General features: G+C 52.6%; 14 protein-coding genes. 6 read left to right on the top strand and 8 right to left on the bottom strand.

Features of this window, described 5'->3' with window-relative positions; translation table 11 throughout:
- Positions 1 to 1023, bottom strand: coding sequence for a flagellar motor protein MotA (locus VRZ32_RS09805; protein ID WP_414525550.1), 1023 nt, complete (start codon positions 1021 to 1023; stop codon positions 1 to 3).
- 488 nt (positions 1024 to 1511) lie between these two features.
- Between VRZ32_RS09805 and VRZ32_RS09800 the strand changes: the two genes are divergently transcribed.
- Positions 1512 to 2735, top strand: a complete 1224-nt coding sequence (locus tag VRZ32_RS09800; protein WP_414525549.1) for a hypothetical protein — start codon at positions 1512 to 1514, stop codon at positions 2733 to 2735.
- Positions 2736 to 2862: 127 nt separating this feature from the next.
- Here VRZ32_RS09800 and VRZ32_RS09795 read toward each other — a convergent pair whose 3' ends face one another.
- The 4 genes from VRZ32_RS09795 to dusA all read right to left on the bottom strand — a co-directional run bounded on the left by VRZ32_RS09795 (position 2863) and on the right by dusA (position 6846).
- On the bottom strand, positions 2863 to 3657 hold the full coding sequence (locus VRZ32_RS09795; RefSeq protein WP_414525548.1) for an inositol monophosphatase family protein: 795 nt from the start codon (positions 3655 to 3657) through the stop codon (positions 2863 to 2865).
- Between the two features lie 126 nt (positions 3658 to 3783).
- Entirely contained in the window at positions 3784 to 4983 is a 1200-nt protein-coding gene (locus tag VRZ32_RS09790) for an SEL1-like repeat protein (RefSeq protein ID WP_414525547.1), read from the bottom strand.
- Positions 4980 to 5621, bottom strand: coding sequence for a thiamine phosphate synthase (locus VRZ32_RS09785; RefSeq protein ID WP_414525546.1), 642 nt, complete (start codon positions 5619 to 5621; stop codon positions 4980 to 4982). Before VRZ32_RS09785 ends, VRZ32_RS09790 begins: the two co-directional genes overlap by 4 nt.
- A 172-nt stretch (positions 5622 to 5793) precedes the next feature.
- Positions 5794 to 6846 (bottom strand): tRNA dihydrouridine(20/20a) synthase DusA, encoded by a 1053-nt coding sequence (gene dusA, locus VRZ32_RS09780; protein ID WP_414526189.1) that lies wholly within the window; start codon positions 6844 to 6846, stop codon positions 5794 to 5796.
- A gap of 767 nt (positions 6847 to 7613) precedes the next feature.
- Here dusA and VRZ32_RS09775 point away from each other — a divergent pair.
- Entirely contained in the window at positions 7614 to 8498 is an 885-nt protein-coding gene (locus VRZ32_RS09775) for a neutral zinc metallopeptidase (RefSeq protein ID WP_414525545.1), read from the top strand.
- A gap of 559 nt (positions 8499 to 9057) precedes the next feature.
- Here the strand turns inward: VRZ32_RS09775 and VRZ32_RS09770 are convergent.
- The 3 genes from VRZ32_RS09770 to VRZ32_RS09760 all read right to left on the bottom strand — a co-directional run bounded on the left by VRZ32_RS09770 (position 9058) and on the right by VRZ32_RS09760 (position 11627).
- Positions 9058 to 9513, bottom strand: coding sequence for a hypothetical protein (locus VRZ32_RS09770; RefSeq protein WP_414525544.1), 456 nt, complete (start codon positions 9511 to 9513; stop codon positions 9058 to 9060).
- A gap of 612 nt (positions 9514 to 10125) precedes the next feature.
- Complete coding sequence (locus tag VRZ32_RS09765) at positions 10126 to 11331, bottom strand: FAD-dependent monooxygenase (protein WP_414525543.1); 1206 nt, start codon at positions 11329 to 11331, stop codon at positions 10126 to 10128.
- 23 nt (positions 11332 to 11354) lie between these two features.
- Positions 11355 to 11627, bottom strand: a complete 273-nt coding sequence (locus VRZ32_RS09760) for a zinc-finger domain-containing protein (RefSeq protein WP_414525542.1) — start codon at positions 11625 to 11627, stop codon at positions 11355 to 11357.
- An 803-nt stretch (positions 11628 to 12430) separates the two neighbouring features.
- On the opposite strand from VRZ32_RS09760, the gene VRZ32_RS09755 reads away from it, so the two are divergent.
- The 4 genes from VRZ32_RS09755 to VRZ32_RS09740 all read left to right on the top strand — a co-directional run bounded on the left by VRZ32_RS09755 (position 12431) and on the right by VRZ32_RS09740 (position 16789).
- Positions 12431 to 13747 (top strand): septal ring lytic transglycosylase RlpA family protein, encoded by a 1317-nt coding sequence (locus tag VRZ32_RS09755; protein WP_414525541.1) that lies wholly within the window; start codon positions 12431 to 12433, stop codon positions 13745 to 13747.
- A 68-nt stretch (positions 13748 to 13815) separates the two neighbouring features.
- Entirely contained in the window at positions 13816 to 15021 is a 1206-nt protein-coding gene (locus VRZ32_RS09750; protein ID WP_414525540.1) for a D-alanyl-D-alanine carboxypeptidase family protein, read from the top strand.
- Positions 15018 to 15722: a dTMP kinase gene (gene tmk / locus VRZ32_RS09745; protein WP_414525539.1), complete on the top strand. Its 705-nt coding sequence runs from the start codon at positions 15018 to 15020 to the stop codon at positions 15720 to 15722. Before VRZ32_RS09750 ends, tmk begins: the two co-directional genes overlap by 4 nt.
- Complete coding sequence (locus VRZ32_RS09740; RefSeq protein ID WP_414525538.1) at positions 15719 to 16789, top strand: DNA polymerase III subunit delta'; 1071 nt, start codon at positions 15719 to 15721, stop codon at positions 16787 to 16789. Before tmk ends, VRZ32_RS09740 begins: the two co-directional genes overlap by 4 nt.
- Positions 16790 to 16816 lie beyond the last annotated feature (27 nt).

Here is a 16816-nt window from a genome sequence, read left to right as displayed (position 1 = left end):
TCAATCAATCCGCTGAGAGGGTGGGGTTGTCAGGCGCTGTAGAAGACGTTTGATTTCATCCTGCTTATCGGTTTGCCCCTCTACCCAATCACGAATGAGTTGTTGCTCGCTGCGCATATGCGCCACAAGAGCTTGAATGCCCTCTGCCAGATTGGCCATGGCTTGGGTTGCAGCGCGGCTGCTCTGGTTTTCGTTGACCAGAAACGAGAGTTTGTCGAGCGCTTGTGCCAGCTCTGGTGAGGGTGGTTGTGAAACTCTTTGGGCAGTTGTCGTGCTGGTTTTCAAGGCAATAGATGCTGCATGTTCTTCCGCCATACTTTCGGTTGTTGTGTTGGCGAGAAGGTCTTCCAACTCGGTGTAAAAGCGGTTTTGGGCTTGCCCGGTTTGCAGATCGAGAAAGCCCAGAATTAATGAACCTGCAAGCCCGAATAAGGATGAGGAAAATGAGATGCCCATGCCTGACAAAGGTGCGGCAAGTCCGGTTTTCAGATCATCGAACAGTACCGATGTATCGCCATTGGTTCTGAGCGTACCAATGACGTTACCAATGGAGCTAACGGTTTCTAATAGTCCCCAGAAAGTACCAAGCAGCCCAAGAAACACCAGTAAGCCTGCGAGATAACGACCAAGGTCGCGGCTTTCATCCAGTCGCGCTGCCAGAGAATCCAGTAGAGCACGTACAGTTAAGGTTGAGGTTGAAACGCGCTCCAGCCGCTCACCGAAGATGGCAGCCATGGGGGCCAGCAACACGGGGGGCGGGGCTATGGCAAGTCCCTCGCCGGTGAGGTTTGAGGCATTGACCCAATTAACTTCACGGAATAATTGCCAAATTTCGCGCAACGCAAGCAATATGCCGATTAGCAACACGCCAATAATCAAGCCATTGAGGCCAGGGTTAGTAAGGAATGCCTCGATAATACGTTGGTGTAAGACAAGAACCAGAAATCCGACCAGCACGAGAAACACCGCTGCACGAATAAGATAAATTCGTGGTGCAGAGAGTTTGGGAGCCTCAAGCTTCATCGTCATGTTCCTGGTTTTCTGCATCAAACCGATTTTAGCTTACTGCTGAAAAACAGGCGCTTATCGGGTCAATTGGATGCTTCAATAAACAGAGAAGAAAACTGCGATTTGGATATGTCGTAATTTTCCCCACAGTGCATACGAATGGCAATAACGGATTGCATATCAGCTTCGATCGAACCAAAAGACAAACCGCTTCGATGGATAGGAAGGCTACGGACAATTTCGCAATTGAGCAATGGCAATTGCACGCACAGGCCCAAGCTGATTTGTGAAGATATCATATTGAGGAATCTGCGCTTACTTATTCTTGCAATCATCAAAAGTAGGAGTGTGTGAAAATGGTTGCATGAAGTGCTGAATTAAGGTATAAATATGACATATTGATTGTCAGATATTGCTTGGACGTTTGTTATCTTCCTTAGCGCCGTCATATTAAGTGGTGGCAGTATACCATGGGAATAGTTTCTTGCTTAAGGTGTATGCCTATGACCAGTGGAATTAATGAAGCCCTTAAGGCTGGAAGTAATCTCTATACGAGTAATGATACTTTTGATTTTCCAGAAGAAAGCAAGGATGGAACCTCTGTTTCACCGCAGGTGATGCAGTTCGATTCTAATCATCCCTCCCGTGATGTCATTAAGGCGGCAGATCCGAAGCAGGGACTACCGCTAACTGAGCGTACGATTGAATGGGTAAAGCAGATTGTAGGTGGAGTAAAAGCCATTTTTTCTTCTGTTTATGAGAAGATTTTTGGCAGCAGAACAGTATCTCCTGAGCTCAATGCCATGAATATTGCTTTGCAGGGTGGCGTTGATCAGAAAAATGATGATGTTTTCTATGAATGCAACCCTTTACCCGATGATGTTTTCTATGAATGCAGCTCTTTACCTGATGATTATGAATGCAGCCCTTTACCTAAAGGCGATCCTTTAGAAGAGCTCAAGGGGGAGTTTGCTAGATATCAAGCCTCACACAAATCTGGCGAGATTGATCTTCCTGATCTTGACAGCCGCCAGACATCTGATGTCACTGTTGAGCAGTCCGAACCATTGGCATCTGTGTCTCATATGGTGCTTACGCGCGTTGATACAGCACACAGCTATATGGCGTTTGAGGTTTCTAATAAAAAACTGTGTAATGATGACGCATTATTGATTTATGCTACACTTCAATTGAAAATGATGGAACAGCTCGAAGGCATGGGAAGATCCGGATTAATAGGATCTGGTGGTGTCGACGTGCAGATTGACTTGGATAACAATATAATTCTAGCTAATGTTTCTGGAGAAGCAGCAAAAGAATTGGGCTCTCCAGTGGAGCAGGGTCTATCAGCTAAGATTGAAGTTTTAGAAAATAAAATTGTGATTGATATATTGTTTACAAGACCGGAAGGACTTAGCATTTTAGGAAGAGGTTTGGCTGCAACCAAAGAAAAGGCGATAGGAAAAATTTTAAATAGCTCTACAGTTCGCGAGCAGGTTGCTCCGCGTTTTGAAGAGTTTATCAACGAAGCTCTCACCCCTCCGAAGCAGCAAGAGCGTCCTGCACGAATGCCATCTGCACCAGCAAACATTAATGCTAAAGCCCAGAAGCTCATGGGTATTGGTGATAATGCGGCAACCAACGAAAATATTGCCTTGTCTGAAAGGGATGATGATTGGGCTATGGTGTACAGGGCTCCTAATCCGCCATTAGGCGAGGTTTATTGAGTGCCTGAATTATAAAATACGCCCCTTAGGTTCGTATTTCTAAGGCTAGATAATAAAAAACCCCTGCGATGAAGGTTCATCACAGGGGTTTTTTATTGGAAAGTGCAAGTTTATCAGCCTAGCCTGATCATGCCTTCGCGTTGCGGAGCAATGATAACATTTCACGCTGCACCACTTCGTTGCCGCAAGCGATGGTACCGGTTTCCAGTGGATTGTCCCCGCCGTCTGCGTCAGCAATAAAGCCGCCAGCCTCGCGCAACAACACCAGTCCAGCGGCCATATCCCAAGTATTGAGGCCCCGTTCCCAGTAAGCATCATAACGACCACAGGCGACGTAAGCGAGGTCAAGCGCTGCCGCGCCCATCCGCCGCACGCCTGCCGTGCGTACCATGATAGCTGCAAGCTCATGAATGAACTTGGCATGACCCGCTTTTCCAAGATGCGGAATACCGGTTGCAATCACCGCGCTTGTCAGATCACGGCGCGCCGAAACACGGATGCGCCGGTTGTTGAGGTAAGCGCCGCTGCCCTTTTCGGCAATGAACAGCTCATCTTTGATCGGATCATAAATCACGCCAGCGACCATCTGTCCCTGCCGCTCAAGGCCAACAGAAATCGCAAAGTGAGGGATGCCATGCAGGAAGTTGGTCGTGCCATCGAGCGGGTCAATATGCCAGCGATGGGTTGTATCACTGCCCTCGATAACGCCGCCTTCCTCAAGCACGAAGCCATAGCCGGGGCGGGATTTCTCCAGCAGATCGCGCAGCACCGTTTCGGCTTTTTTGTCAGCGGCAGAAACGAAATCGCCCGGCCCCTTCAACGATACCTGCAATGCTTCCAGCTCACCGAAATCGCGTTTCAGCGAACGGGCGGCCTTCATGACAGCATCGGTCATAACAGTGATGATGGGAGAACGGATCATGGGAAACGCGCCTGTAACAAGCCGGAATCAGCCGGAGGAAAAGGAAAGGGCAGATGAGAAACAAGCGACGTATCTGCCCGCAGATGATGCATACGTCAAGGTTTCAGGCACAAATCAGGTCAAGTTTCATGGCTCCAGCCCGAAGTTGAGGTCTTCTGTGCGAGTGCGGGCTATGTCTTCGGCACGTTTGCGCTCTTCCGGCGTCAAAATTTTGAGCTCTGTGTCGAGCCATGGATCAGACCTGCCTTGCTTTGATGCCATCATATGCCAGGCGGCAGCCTCCACCAGATCTTTCGGCATGCCTCGCCCTGCAGCAAGAATACGCGCCAGCCGATTCTGCGCAATTGCGTTGCCGCGCCCAGCGGCCAAGGCAAATAGCCGTGCTGCACGCACCTCATTGGCTGCCATGCCATTGCCATTGAACAGCATGATTGCAAGCTCTACCTGGGCCGTCAGACTGCCGTTTGTGGCAGCGCGACTCATCCATTGGCCGGCTTCAATGCTGTTTTGCAATACGCCCTGCCCCTCACGGAGTAGAACGGCGAGCGCATATTGAGCATCCGGCACTTCCTGCTCAGCAGCCTTCCGCAGCAAATCGACCGCACGGACCAGATCAACGTTGCGACGACTACCAAGCAGAGCAACGGCGAGATTGTAATTCGCCAGCGGATGATTGGCTGCTGCTGCTTTTTCCAGCCATGAAATGGCTTCTGCATGCTTTGACGCTTTTTCAGATTCAGCACCAGTGCTGCTTTGGCTCAGTTTGATCATGGCAAGCGCGAACATGGCGTTTGCATCGTTTTGATTGGCGGCTTGCTGATACAATTCTTCAGCCTTGGCCATATCACGCGTCACCCCAAGTCCCTGGGCATAAAGCTCAGCGAGCAGGGTTCTGGCTGCGCCGTCATGCGGATTGCGGGCGGCACGAATGGTTGCACCCTGAAAGGCAGCTTTGTAAAAGCCACGCTGGTACTCACTGAAAGTGTAATCAGCCTTGAAATCAGGCAATGTAGGGAAATTTTCCTCGCCATGTGGCTGGGTCGCAGGAGAAGGCAGAAAACCCTTTGCAGGTCGCGGGAAAGCCTCCCCCGAAGGCAAAGTGACAGGATCACTGGCGGCTGCGTTGCTGTTAGGCAGCCCAAAAGTGCCCGTGAAAGGGATGTTGACGGGCGCCGATGGCTTGCCGTCACGTCCCTTGGTCTGGGCATACGCACCCGCACCCGCAATACAAAACACAATGGCCGCACCAAACAAAGCACGCCAGTTGAGCGAGCTTTTAAAGAGGCGGACTGCGCTCATATTTGCGATGTGCGGTGTTGCAGTCAACGCTCGTCCCCTACCGGTGTGGCGGCAATGATCGCCTGTGCTTCGGCAATAGCAGCGGCCGCTCCTGCAGGATGCGCCCATACGGCTTCGCCCAATCCCACGAACTCTGCTCCCGTCGCGGCGATTTCACTTATATCCGCTAGCGAATGAGCAAAGCCGATGCAGGGAACAGCAAAAATTTCTGCCCACCATGAAACACGCTCCAGTGTGCTTTCCAGCTCAGGCAAACTGCCATCAGCGCGTGGTTCGCCGAACAGGAGATAATCGACATCCATTTCGCCGATCGTCATCGCCTCGTGGCGTGTACGCAGGCCGCCAACGCCTACGATGCGCTCTGGTTTCAGGGCATCAATCGCGTCTTGCACAGGCTCGCCTGGTGATAAAACATGCACGCCATCCGCCCCACCGCGCGATGCGACTGAGGGTGAACCGGCCACGATGACAGCAGCACCGGTCTTTTGAAGGGCTGGAGCAATTGTTTTGAGGGCCTTGATCTGTGTGCGTTCGTCTTCCGAGGTAAATGACAGCAATACTGCTGCGACATTGCCCTCGCCACAAGCCTGCATAAGCGTATCGATAGCGCCCTCAGCATCATCAATGGGGCGTGAAATGAGAAAAATCTGCGCTTTGTCCGTCATAACTCTACTATCAACCGTTCTGAATGCCACCGTGGCCAATCACTGCTTCTTACCGCATAATACCCTCGGATGCATTTATATTCGCGCATCTCGGATGGGAATCTCAGCGTATCCTTGAGATTGTTTGCTTGCTGATTTTTAAAAGCGATAGCCACAATAAGAAATTGGTTTGTTATGAGATTTTATCCAGAACTTGTGGTTCAACTGGCAACTCTTCATCGCTCACGAAAGAAATCGCTGTACGAAGCACGTCAATGCCCGCTCCATGCTTGATAGCTTCGGTGGACAGATGGCGGCGGAAAAGCCGTGAGCCGCGCTTGCCAGGAAACAGGCCAAGCAAATGACGTGTCATTTGGTGTAGGCGCACGCCTTGCTGCAGCTGCATTTCGATGTAGGGCAAGAAAGCTTCAACAGCCTCAAAGCCATCAGCAACAGGGGCGGTTTCACCGGTTGTGAGTGCATCAATGCCCAGCAGAATTTCAGGGTTCTGATAAGCTGCGCGACCAATCATGGCGCCGTCAAGTGCGGGGCCGTCGATACTGCTTGCGATGGCTGCTTCTGCTGCCTCAAGCGTCGCAAGGCCGCCGTTGATGGTTATTGGCAGGGCCGGGTAAGTTTGTTTCAAACGATGCACGCGGGCGTAATCGAGCGGAGGGATATCGCGGTTTTCCTTAGGGCTTAGGCCAGATAGCCATGCCTTACGGGCGTGCACGACAAGCGCATCAACACCAGCTGCAATGACTGTCCGGGTCAGCGCATCAAGTGCTTCCTCCGTATCCTGATCATCAACGCCGATGCGGCATTTGACTGTGACTGGTACATCGACAACAGCCTTCATCGCTGCTACGCATTCGCCGACAAGCGCTGGTTCGCGCATCAGACAGGCACCGAACCGGCCATTTTGTACGCGGTCCGATGGGCATCCCACGTTCAGATTAATCTCGTCATAGCCCCAGTCAGCGCATATGCGCGCGGTCTTGGCGAGATCAGTAGGGTCCGAGCCGCCAAGCTGCATAGCGATTGGATGTTCTGCTGCAGAAAAATCAAGAAACCGTGCCTTCTCTCCAAACAGGATCGCGCCGGTCGTGACCATTTCCGTATAAAGCCGCACGCGACGGGACATGATACGGTGGAAAAAGCGGCAATGACGATCAGTCCAGTCAAGCATAGGCGCTACGGCATAGCGTGAGACCGGCGCTGACAAGGATTGTTCAGCGCTTTTCATATCCGCCGGAAGGGGGGAGAATCCATTGGTCGTCATTTCAAAAGGTCGCTTTCGTAATCCACTCCCGCGCGTCCTTTGAGCTAAGAGCCTTCAACGTGCGTCGCTTGTATCGGTAGATTAGTTGGAATGCCAAGCATACAACACAGCAGAATGGCAGAAATGGGGATGCTTCAGGATGCTATGCCAAGCTACTGCCGTGGCGTTAGTATATGGCAAGCAGAATGAACGACGGCTAAAAGCCGTCTTTAAAATTGCGTAAATGAGCTTATGAAAATTGCGCTGCTGGTTGGCGCAAATAATGGTGCCGGATGTCGGAATCGAACCAACGACCTACCGCTTACCATCCCACTTCAGCTTTCGCTGCCGTTTCCGTTCGTGGGCTGGACTATCCCTTCACCATAGTTCGCAAGGAACCTTAGGTGCTGCCCGTCTAGTCTCTACACCTTCCCCACCGAGGGTGGGGCTTGGCTCGGGATTGGCATGGCTGCATCCCTTAACAGATGCGGCGTTAGCGTTCCCCGAATTTGGGCAGTTCTACTCCCGGAATTTCTTCCGAGGCACTCGTAATCTTCAAGGCGGTTGCTCTACCAGCTGAGCTAATCCGGCAATTGCGCTGACTTCTGCCACGAACCTGAGGGGGGCGTCAAGTCTGCTATGCACATATTAAGCAAGATTGGCAGTGTCATACACATCAAGATAATCATCTTTCGCCTTGGCGCTGAGAGCGCTATGTATAGAAAGTGGGCTGCGTCTTGCAGGAGGGCGACATGCGGTGGGGTGATTTTCGCAGATCTGACAATGTTGATGATCGGCGAGGTGGCGGCTTTGGTATGCCTTCAGGCGGCGGGCGCGGCGGGCTTGGTCTTGGTGCGATTGTGATTCTGGGTCTTGTCGGCTGGGCGCTGGGCATTGATCCGCGCTTGTTGATTGGTGGGGCCGAGATGTTAACTGGTGGCTCTTCCGGATACGTTACGGAGCAAAAAAGCACGACTGGCACGCCCAAGGATCAGGATGGGCAGTTTGTAGCAGCGGTGCTGGGCAACACGGAAGATGTGTGGGCAAAAGTATTGCCGGAGCAAACCGGTAAGGCTTATCGCGATCCGGGACTAGTGATGTTTACAGGTGGCACGCGGTCGGGTTGCGGAATTGCGCAATCGGCGATGGGGCCATTTTATTGCCCGCTGGACCAGAAGGTTTATCTCGACGTTGCCTTTTTCGAAGAAATGCGCACCCGTTTTCGTGCAGAGGGCGACTTCGCCTATGCTTATGTAATTGCGCATGAAGTTGGCCATCATGTGGAAAATCTGCTTGGCATTCTGCCAAGGGTTCAGCAAGCGCAACAGCAAGCATCATCGCAAGCGGAGGCTAACCGCTTATCCGTGCGGGTAGAGCTGATGGCTGACTGTCTGGCGGGTGTGTGGGCGTACCACAGTAACACCGGCTGGAATTCGCTGGAACCCGGCGACATCGAAGCGGCGCTGAATGCGGCGTCGGCTATTGGTGATGATCGCCTGCAACAGGCTTCTCAGGGACGGGTAGTGCCAGATTCGTTTACGCACGGAACATCTGCCCAGCGTGTGCGATGGTTTACGCGTGGCTTTCAGACAGGAAAAGTCGCAAGCTGCGATGCCTTCGCGCAGCAGCAGCTGTGAATTTGAATGATAAAAGATAACTCAAGACTTTATGAGCTTAGCGTCAGGGTGTAATGCCCTGACGCAAGACGATATTTGTTTTCTGATTTGATGCAATAAGATCAACGCATTTTAACGAACACCTACATGGTGATTTAAGCAAATTCCTTACATATTTTTCAGTGCTTCTGTTGCTACCTTATTGCCAATGAAGCTCCGATCGTGTTGATGATCTTAATCCTGATTTATATCAACTCTTTTATTTTTCTTAATCCAGTCATCAGCTATATACGGCATAGCAAAATAGGCACATGCAACGCTAATGATTAAGGTGCTTATTCTATCAATATAAAATTTTGTTTCAAAACTCATGTTAATATGAAATGCATCAAGTAGAAATGCAGTTAGCATATTAAATGAATAAACTAAAATTATATTAATTAATACCACTATAAGCAGTTTTGATATTTTCTTTATCATATGCGTGCTCTTCTAATTACTTATTGCATGGTTATGTATGCAATAGTATGAGTTTTTGTTAGGTGCAGGAATTTTAGTTAGGGTATTTCAAGTTATTGGATCACAAATCTTTTGCAATTCCCTGTACAGTTGCGCCAACTACAGCGCCAGCAAGACATCCCATGCCAGCACCGGCAATAGAACCTGCGGGGCCAGCGGGTAGTCCAACAATACCTCCTGCAACCCCACCAACCGCGCAACCTATAGTTATACCAGCTGAATTACCCAAATTATTAATTTCGTTTTGGGTGTGCGTCCATTCAGCAACATGTTGCTCTACTTGCCTATCGGCAAGGTTGTGAGCAGCAATGGTATTATTTGGGGTAAAACCTGGGATAACGGGAGTAAGAAGATCGACTACTGTCTGATGATGATTCACCATATCAGTAGCAGGGGCGGGAGTGATAACATTTGGAGTAAATCCAAGACCGTTACCGATGTTCGATCTCCCGGTAATGTTAGTAGTAGCATAAGCACCGGGGGGCAGAGCCGAGGCTGGAATTGATGCCCGGTCCATAGTTATTAGCTACGTTACTAATATTAGAAGAGGAGGTAGGGCCATTTCCTCCGCCCATGCTTGTGGAAGCGCTGGTGCCCGGTGCAGAACCAAGGCTTTCGCCGATACCGGGTCCAGCGCCCAATGCAGCATTCATTGACATGCTTTTTTCTTCTTTGTTAGATTGTGGCATGAGTATTTTAAATTTTATAGCATAAATAAATATTTAAGCTACAACTTAAGAAAAAATAAAAATATCACAAAAATCAACTCATTTTTTTAATATTGTTTATAATTTTATTATGTGATCAGCAAAATTAATTTGCAGTGATGATATTAATTCATGATTTCTGTAATGTTTAATTCTTTATCTTTTCAAATAATTATAATAATAAAATTGCGATCCTCTTAATTGTTTTCTTTTTATTTAATATATTGTTTGTATTTAGAAGTGTCTGAAAAATTAAGTGGTTATGTATAGGGGAGTATTGAAATATCAAATCAAACAGCGGTACCCACTTTTTGGCTTGATGCCGGGGGGGCTTTTCAGGAGCCGTGGCATAGTGGCTACTATCCATGAGTAGTGTGGGACGTGCAGAAAATGTCGGATTGAGAGCTGCCATGGCGCGAAGATCAGCGCATTCTCCAGCCGTAGAGCCAGTCGTAGCGTGCATTGAGGTATTCGCCGCTGAAACGACGTAGCAGCATGTTACGCACCATGGCGATGGGGCCGGAGAAATGGAAGGAGCGCCCGTTAGCGCGCGCTTCTTCCATAACGCGGCGTACGCGGGGATAGCGCTCTTGCTCATAAGCATTCAGGGCTGCGGACGTATTGCCGGGGTGCTCCCCTAATGACTTGACCAGTACTGCGGCGTCCTCAATGGCCAGAGCGCCGCCCTGTGCCAGAAATGGCAGGACAGGATGAGCCGCATCGCCCAGCAGCGTGGCATGGTTGGTGCTCCAACGTATGGCGGGCAGGGCATCGTGCAGGGACCATAGACGCCAGTTCTCGCCCGCAGAAAGCAATTCATGCAGATCCGAGAGCGTAGGTGAGGAGAGTTTGGCGACAAAATTCTCAAAGCGTTCGCGATCCATTGGCAGGCCCCAATCCTGCACATTCTCGTCGCTACGCACGATGACGATGATGTTCCACGCTGTGCCGCCCGAAACCGGATACAGCACGATGTGCGCGTTGGGCCCAAGCCAGACAACCATCTCATCAGTGCGGAATTTCTCGGGCAGCGTATCGTGCGAGATAACGCAGCGCCATGCCTCGAAATTACGGAAACGCGGTTCATCTCCATCGCCGACATGGCGGCGTGATTGCGACCAGACACCGTCAGCGCCGATAAAAAGAGGCGTATTGACAGTTTGTAAAGCGCCGTTCGTGTTTTCAATCTGCACGCTGGCGTGATCATCGTGATCAGTTACGCCGGTTACCTGGCGCCCCACAAGCAGCTTGATGCGCGAATCCGCCCGCACTGCATCGAGCAACACATCATGCAGATCAGCCCGTAGAATGACCCAATAAGGCGCACCGTGGCGGGTGCGCATTTTTTCACCGAGGGGCATTACACCAAGTCGCCGCCCGTTCTTGAGCGATCGGATATCAAGTTGTTTAGGCTCTACCGCTCGCCGGCCTAGGGCCGCGCCTAAACCTAGATCAATGAGGATACGGCTTGCATTGGGCGATATCTGAATGCCAGCGCCTGCTTCCACAAGGGCTGTGCGCTTTTCAATAATGGTGACAGGAATACCGCGCCGCGCAAGCATGAGTGCAACGGTCAAGCCCCCGATTCCCGCTCCTGCTACTATGATAGGGTCGGTCGAATTGGACATATAATGCACCAAAATCTCAGGGGTCAGGCAGCTGAGGAAGTTGTGGGTGCCTCGTCGGGCTTATCATTCCACAAGCATTCAGCAGGAAGGCAGGTGCCCTCCGCGAGAGCGGGGTCAAAACGGTAATGTGTGGAGCAATATCCGCAGACTGCTTCCGAATCGCTGCCCATATCAATGTAGATGTGCGGATGATCAAAGGGCGGCAGCGCGCCGATGCACATGAATTCCCGCGAGCCAACATGGATAACGCGCACGCCCAGCGTGTTGTGGAAGTGGGGAATGGAGCTCGCAGCCATCAACAATATCCTTCGCTAAACGCGATATACTACAGCATTTTAATGCCAAATCAAAGCCCGAACGCGTTGTGGCGGGTTTTGATTTGGGGCGCTTTTCAGGCTCTTCGTTGCTGCAATTGTTTGATGATTGCAAGCTATTCGCCATGCGCGTTGGCTGCACCATAATCATTTGTAGGCGTGCCGCCAACTATTGTGTGATGTCATAGTCTGATGAAAACGATGCATTATTTCTTGCTTTCCCACAACAAGTCGTCCGGTCTCTGAAGTCTCCTGGTGCGGCAGGGGATATTTGGGCAGCATCAAGCAAGCTTAATTCATTATTCTTGGCGCAGGCTGAACGGGGGGATCACTTAGTATATCTATTGATTCGACAGATCTGGATTTGTCACTTATGGTGGCGCGCCGTTTGTATCTGATGTTAATCCATTACAACCAATGGTCGCTGTGCACGTTGCTTGAAAAAGTCTGTACCCGATGATGCGGGTGCAACTATTCAATGTAACAATGTGTGGATGGCTGTGTGGATGTGGGAAAGATACGCGCACTTATTCGCCGGATGCGCGCATCCGACAGATAGGGCTTTGATGCAGAAAGTGTTGCAATTTATGTCGGCGCGATCTGCAAATTATGGGCTTTTGTGCCCATAAGCCATTTAGGCGTGGGCAAGTGCCCGCACCTTATTGTATCGCGCAGAACGCTGTTGTTAACGTTCTGTCAACGAAGTTCGTTCCTTATCGTAGGTAGAGCAACGGCGCAGTGGGGCGCCGAGGCCCTGTCGGCACAGACAGACGATGAGGGCGATTATGCGGGACGGACCTATGCGGTTGACGAAACGAGCCACCATCACCATTCGTTCGGATGCACCGAACGCGAGCGATGCCTCGCATGTTGTCAAATCACGACACACCTCAACCGGAATTTTCCTCAAGCTGCTGGCGGTTTCCGTGCTGGCGCTTGGTGTAGCCAATTGCAGCTCTGCGACGCATTCGGGCGGGTCGGCAAAGGTCGATTCCAAGTATGGCGTGAAGCCAAGCCCGCGTGTTGTTGCCAATGGCAAGCCCGTGCCTAAGGGCGGCGGCCGGTCAATGGTTGGCAAGCCTTATGTTGTGGCCGGAAAAACGTTTACTCCAAAAGAGGCTGATGATTACGTCGCTATCGGCACGGCATCGTGGTATGGCTCGGACTTCCATGGCCGCAAGACTGCGAATGGCGAGATTTTTGACAAGCAGTCGATTGCCGCCGCGCATCCGACGCTGCCGCTTCCAAGCTATGTGCGTGTAACCAACCTCAGCAATCAGCGTTCGATGGTGGTGCGCGTGAATGATCGTGGTCCTTTCCACGGCAACCGTTTGATCGACCTTTCAAAAAGTGCTGCTGAGGCGTTGGATTTCCATCGTCAGGGTACGGCCCGTGTGAAGGTTGAATACGTGGGCCGCGCCTCGCTCACTGGCAGCGATGACCGCAAGTTGCTTGCAACACTGAATGCCGGCCAGCCCGCACCTATTCCAACGGCAGCACCTGCGCCAGTAATGGTTGCAAGTGCAGAGCCTGTAGCACCTGTTGTCGAAGCGCCGGTGCAGACGCCCGCTCCTGTGGCTGAGGTGCCTGTTGAAGCGCCTGCACAGCCCCATGTTTCCAGAACGCTTATGGCACAATCCGCGCCAGAGCCGGCTGCTGCACCTATGCAGGCTGCAACCTTGCAGCGCCCTGTTGCTGCATCACTTGCGCCAGCGCCTCATGCGATGCCCTATGCTCAACAGCCTGCTACATCTGGTTTGACGGAGCTGGTGCGTGAGGTCAATGAGCCACAAGCCAGAACGACTGTCGCCTCTGCGCCGACCGAGGCTTTGGGTGCGGTGATGGCAGCGCCTATGCCGCCAGCGCGGCCGGTTGATCTTGCGCCTCGTCGCCGGTTAATGGGGCCGATTGCAGCGGCTGCGCCTGCTCAAGAAGCTGGCCGCCGTTCGCTGGTTGCAGGCTTGCCCTTTGCTGCAGCGAACAAGTCTGAACAAAAAGATGCGGATGGCGCCTTCTTTGAGCCCATGCCATTATCGCAGTTAACGCCGCAACGTTTTGTAACGGTCGGTACTGGTGCAGGTCGCCAAAAGAGCGATCGCTAATAACTTCTAGGGATGCGTGGAAGCATTCCGCTCTTCAGAGCGGGATGGTGCGCTTGATGGGAATGGTCATGAAAACCCCGCCGTTTTTTGTGTCGTCGCGGCAACTGATGGCGGCGACGCTGGCGGTTTTTGCTCTTGCTGTTGTTTCAGCAGGCAGCGCGCAAGCTCAAAATTTCCAGACAGAAATTCCGCGTGCCCTGCTGATTGATGTCGGCACGGGCACTGTGTTGTTTGAAAAGGGAGCGGATGTTCCCTTCGAGCCCGCAAGCCTTGCCAAAATCATGACGGCAGAAGTGCTGTTTCATGAAATCAAGGAAGGCCGTCTTGCGCTCGATAAGCCTTTTTATGTTTCAGAATACGCTTGGCGCACGGGTGGCGGGCCATCGCGCAGTACGGCGATGTTTGCTGCTGTTAACAGCAATATCGCTGTGCAGGATCTCATCCGCGGACTTGTTATTCCCTCAGGTAATGATGCAGCTATCGTCATTGCCGAGGGTATTGCAGGCACCGAAACCGCTTTCACGCGGGCAATGAATCGTCGGGCTGAGGCCATTGGCCTTACGGGCTCGAACTTCGTGAATGCATCGGGGCTTGAGGCCGAAGGCCAGCGCACCACTGCGCGGGATATGGCGCGCCTTGCTGAGCATGTCATTGAAGCATATCCGGATTTATACCGCATTTTTTCCGAGCCTGATTTCACCTGGAGCAAGATCCGCCAATCGAACCGCAATCCGCTGCTGGCGATGAATGTGGGTGCAGATGGTTTTCTGACAGGCTTCACCGAAAAAGCGGGTTTTGGGATTGTGGGCTCAGCAGTGCTCGATGGGCAGCGGCTGATTGTTGTGGTTTCAGGCGCAAAAACAGCGCGTGAGCGCGATCAGGAAGCACGCAAGCTGCTCGATTGGGGGTTGCGCTCGTTCGAGGTCAAACAACTTTTCGCTGCTGGTGAAGTGGTTGGGCAAGCGTCGGTGTTTGGCGGGGTAAAAAGCGGGGTGGACCTTGTTTCGCCCACGCCCGTCAAGGTGCTGGTGCAACGTGGTTCGGATGAACGGGTGAGTGCGCGCATCGTTTATCAAGGGCCGGTTGTAGCGCCGGTTGAGAAAGGCGTGGCCCTGGGGCATTTGCAGGTGCAGCGTGGATCGCTTCAAGCGCTTGATGTGCCCTTGCAGACAGCTGAAGCTGTTGCGCAGGGCAGCCTGTGGCAGCGGGCGTTTGATGCCGTGTACGAATGGGGCACGGGGTATGTGCGCCGCGCTTTTGAGCGGCTGATGTGAGTGCGTCTTCCTCTCCTGCGCGCGGTCGGTTTATCACGCTTGAGGGCGGTGAGGGCGTTGGCAAGTCCACGCAGATGCGCTGGCTTGCACGCCGCTTAGAGGCGCGAGGCATCGAGGTGGTGACCACGCGTGAACCTGGTGGTTCACCCAAAGCCGAGTTTATTCGGGAAGTTATCTTATCCGGTCGTGCAAAAGCGCTTGGCCCGATGGCCGAGGCGTTATTGTTTTCTGCTGCGCGGATTGATCATCTCGATACGCTGATCCGGCCAGCGCTTGCACGCGGGGCCTGGGTGATTTGCGATCGGTTTTTTGATTCTACTACCGCTTATCAAGGGGCTACAGGCGAGCCTGAACCTGCCATCTTGCGGGCGTTGGAGCGGGTTGTGGTAGGTGATACAAGGCCTGATCTCACGCTGATTCTTGATTTGCCCCCCGAAGTTGGCTTGGCACGTGCGGATGCGCGCCGGGAGCAATTAGGCGAAGCAACAGATCGGTTTGAGGGTGAGGCGCTGGCATTTCATCGTGATTTGCGCGACCGGTTTTTGGCGATTGCAAAGGCCGAGCCAAAGCGTTGTGTAGTGATTAACGCCGCAGCACAAATCGAGATGGTGGAAGAAAGCATCTGGCAGGCAGTTGACGAAAGGCTGCTAACGGCGGCACAAAGCAATATGCCGACAGATCAAGCAAGAGCTTCCTCATGAGTAGTGCCGACACAGAGCCGGATCAGTTTCCCGATGCGCCGCACCCGCGGGCGCAGCAGGCGCTGTTTGGGCTTGAGGCAGCGGAGCGGGAATTTCTTGATGCCTATCGGGCAGGGCGGTTGCACCATGCATGGTTGATTGGTGGCCCGCAGGGAATCGGTAAGGCGACATTTGCTTATCGGGCAGCACGCTTTTTATTGTCTCATCCTGATCCTGCAAGTGAAGCGGTGCAGCGGGCGCAAACACTGACGTCTGATCCCTCCAATGGTGTCGCTGCCAAGGTGGCGGCGCTTTCGCATCCCAATCTTGTGGTGCTGCGCCGCGCGCCTGCGACCGATAAAAAAGCCGCCTCGACGATTATTCCCGTTGATGCCGTGCGGCGTGCACTGTCGTTGTTTTCTTCAACGGCGGGCAATGATGGCTATCGCATTTGCATTGTCGATAGCGTCGAAGATCTCAATATTGCCAGTGCGAATGCGCTGCTGAAGGTGATCGAGGAGCCGCCGCCGCGCGCGCTGTTCATGCTGGTGGCGCACGCGCCTGGTCGCACCTTGCCGACGATCCGTTCCCGCTGCCGACGGTTGCTGCTGCGGAAACTGGGTGAAGCGGATGTTGCACAGGCCATTCGTGCCCTGCCATCACCATTCGGCGATGCTGAACCAGCGACGATCCAACGCGCTGCAGAGCTTGCGGGTGGATCGGTGCGGGCGGCGTTGGGGCTGATGGATCCGCAAACGATTGCGCTAGTGGAAAAGGTGCGCGGGCTGCTTGCACGCTTGCCGGCTATGGAATCTGCTGCGATTCAGGCGCTGGCTGAAACAATGACAGGCCGTGAGGCGGAAGCGGCTTTTGCCACGCTGCTGGCAACAGTCCATGACTGGATCGCAGAACGCATCCATAATCGTGCGGGTGAAGGCCCTGTTGAACTTGCACGTTTTGTTGAGGTGTGGGACAACGCCCTACGTGCGGCGCGCGAGACGCAGGTTCTGAATCTCGATCGTCGACCGCTGGTTCTCAGCCTTTTCGGCGATCTAGCGGATGCTGCTCGCCGCGCGCAAGCTGCATAATTTCAATTCTAGCACTTTGGCAGACAC

This window comes from Pseudochelatococcus sp. G4_1912, assembly GCF_047501465.1.
In the GTDB taxonomy this organism is placed as follows: Bacteria; Pseudomonadota; Alphaproteobacteria; order Rhizobiales; family Beijerinckiaceae; genus Pseudochelatococcus.
This window is presented reverse-complemented; position numbering and strand designations above follow the sequence as displayed.

What these genes read in the sequence shown, in the direction of transcription:
- VRZ32_RS09805 (WP_414525550.1), bottom strand. Translation starts at nt 1,023, where the DNA reads ATGAAGCTTGAGGCTCCCAAACTCTCTGCACCACGAATTTATCTTATT.
- VRZ32_RS09800 (WP_414525549.1), top strand. Translation starts at nt 1,512, where the DNA reads ATGACCAGTGGAATTAATGAAGCCCTTAAGGCTGGAAGTAATCTCTAT.
- VRZ32_RS09795 (WP_414525548.1), bottom strand. Translation starts at nt 3,657, where the DNA reads ATGATCCGTTCTCCCATCATCACTGTTATGACCGATGCTGTCATGAAG.
- VRZ32_RS09785 (WP_414525546.1), bottom strand. Translation starts at nt 5,621, where the DNA reads ATGACGGACAAAGCGCAGATTTTTCTCATTTCACGCCCCATTGATGAT.
- dusA (WP_414526189.1), bottom strand. Translation starts at nt 6,846, where the DNA reads ATGAAAAGCGCTGAACAATCCTTGTCAGCGCCGGTCTCACGCTATGCC.
- VRZ32_RS09775 (WP_414525545.1), top strand. Translation starts at nt 7,614, where the DNA reads ATGCGGTGGGGTGATTTTCGCAGATCTGACAATGTTGATGATCGGCGA.
- VRZ32_RS09770 (WP_414525544.1), bottom strand. Translation starts at nt 9,513, where the DNA reads ATGGACCGGGCATCAATTCCAGCCTCGGCTCTGCCCCCCGGTGCTTAT.
- VRZ32_RS09765 (WP_414525543.1), bottom strand. Translation starts at nt 11,331, where the DNA reads ATGTCCAATTCGACCGACCCTATCATAGTAGCAGGAGCGGGAATCGGG.
- VRZ32_RS09760 (WP_414525542.1), bottom strand. Translation starts at nt 11,627, where the DNA reads ATGGCTGCGAGCTCCATTCCCCACTTCCACAACACGCTGGGCGTGCGC.
- VRZ32_RS09755 (WP_414525541.1), top strand. Translation starts at nt 12,431, where the DNA reads ATGCGGGACGGACCTATGCGGTTGACGAAACGAGCCACCATCACCATT.
- VRZ32_RS09750 (WP_414525540.1), top strand. Translation starts at nt 13,816, where the DNA reads ATGAAAACCCCGCCGTTTTTTGTGTCGTCGCGGCAACTGATGGCGGCG.
- VRZ32_RS09740 (WP_414525538.1), top strand. Translation starts at nt 15,719, where the DNA reads ATGAGTAGTGCCGACACAGAGCCGGATCAGTTTCCCGATGCGCCGCAC.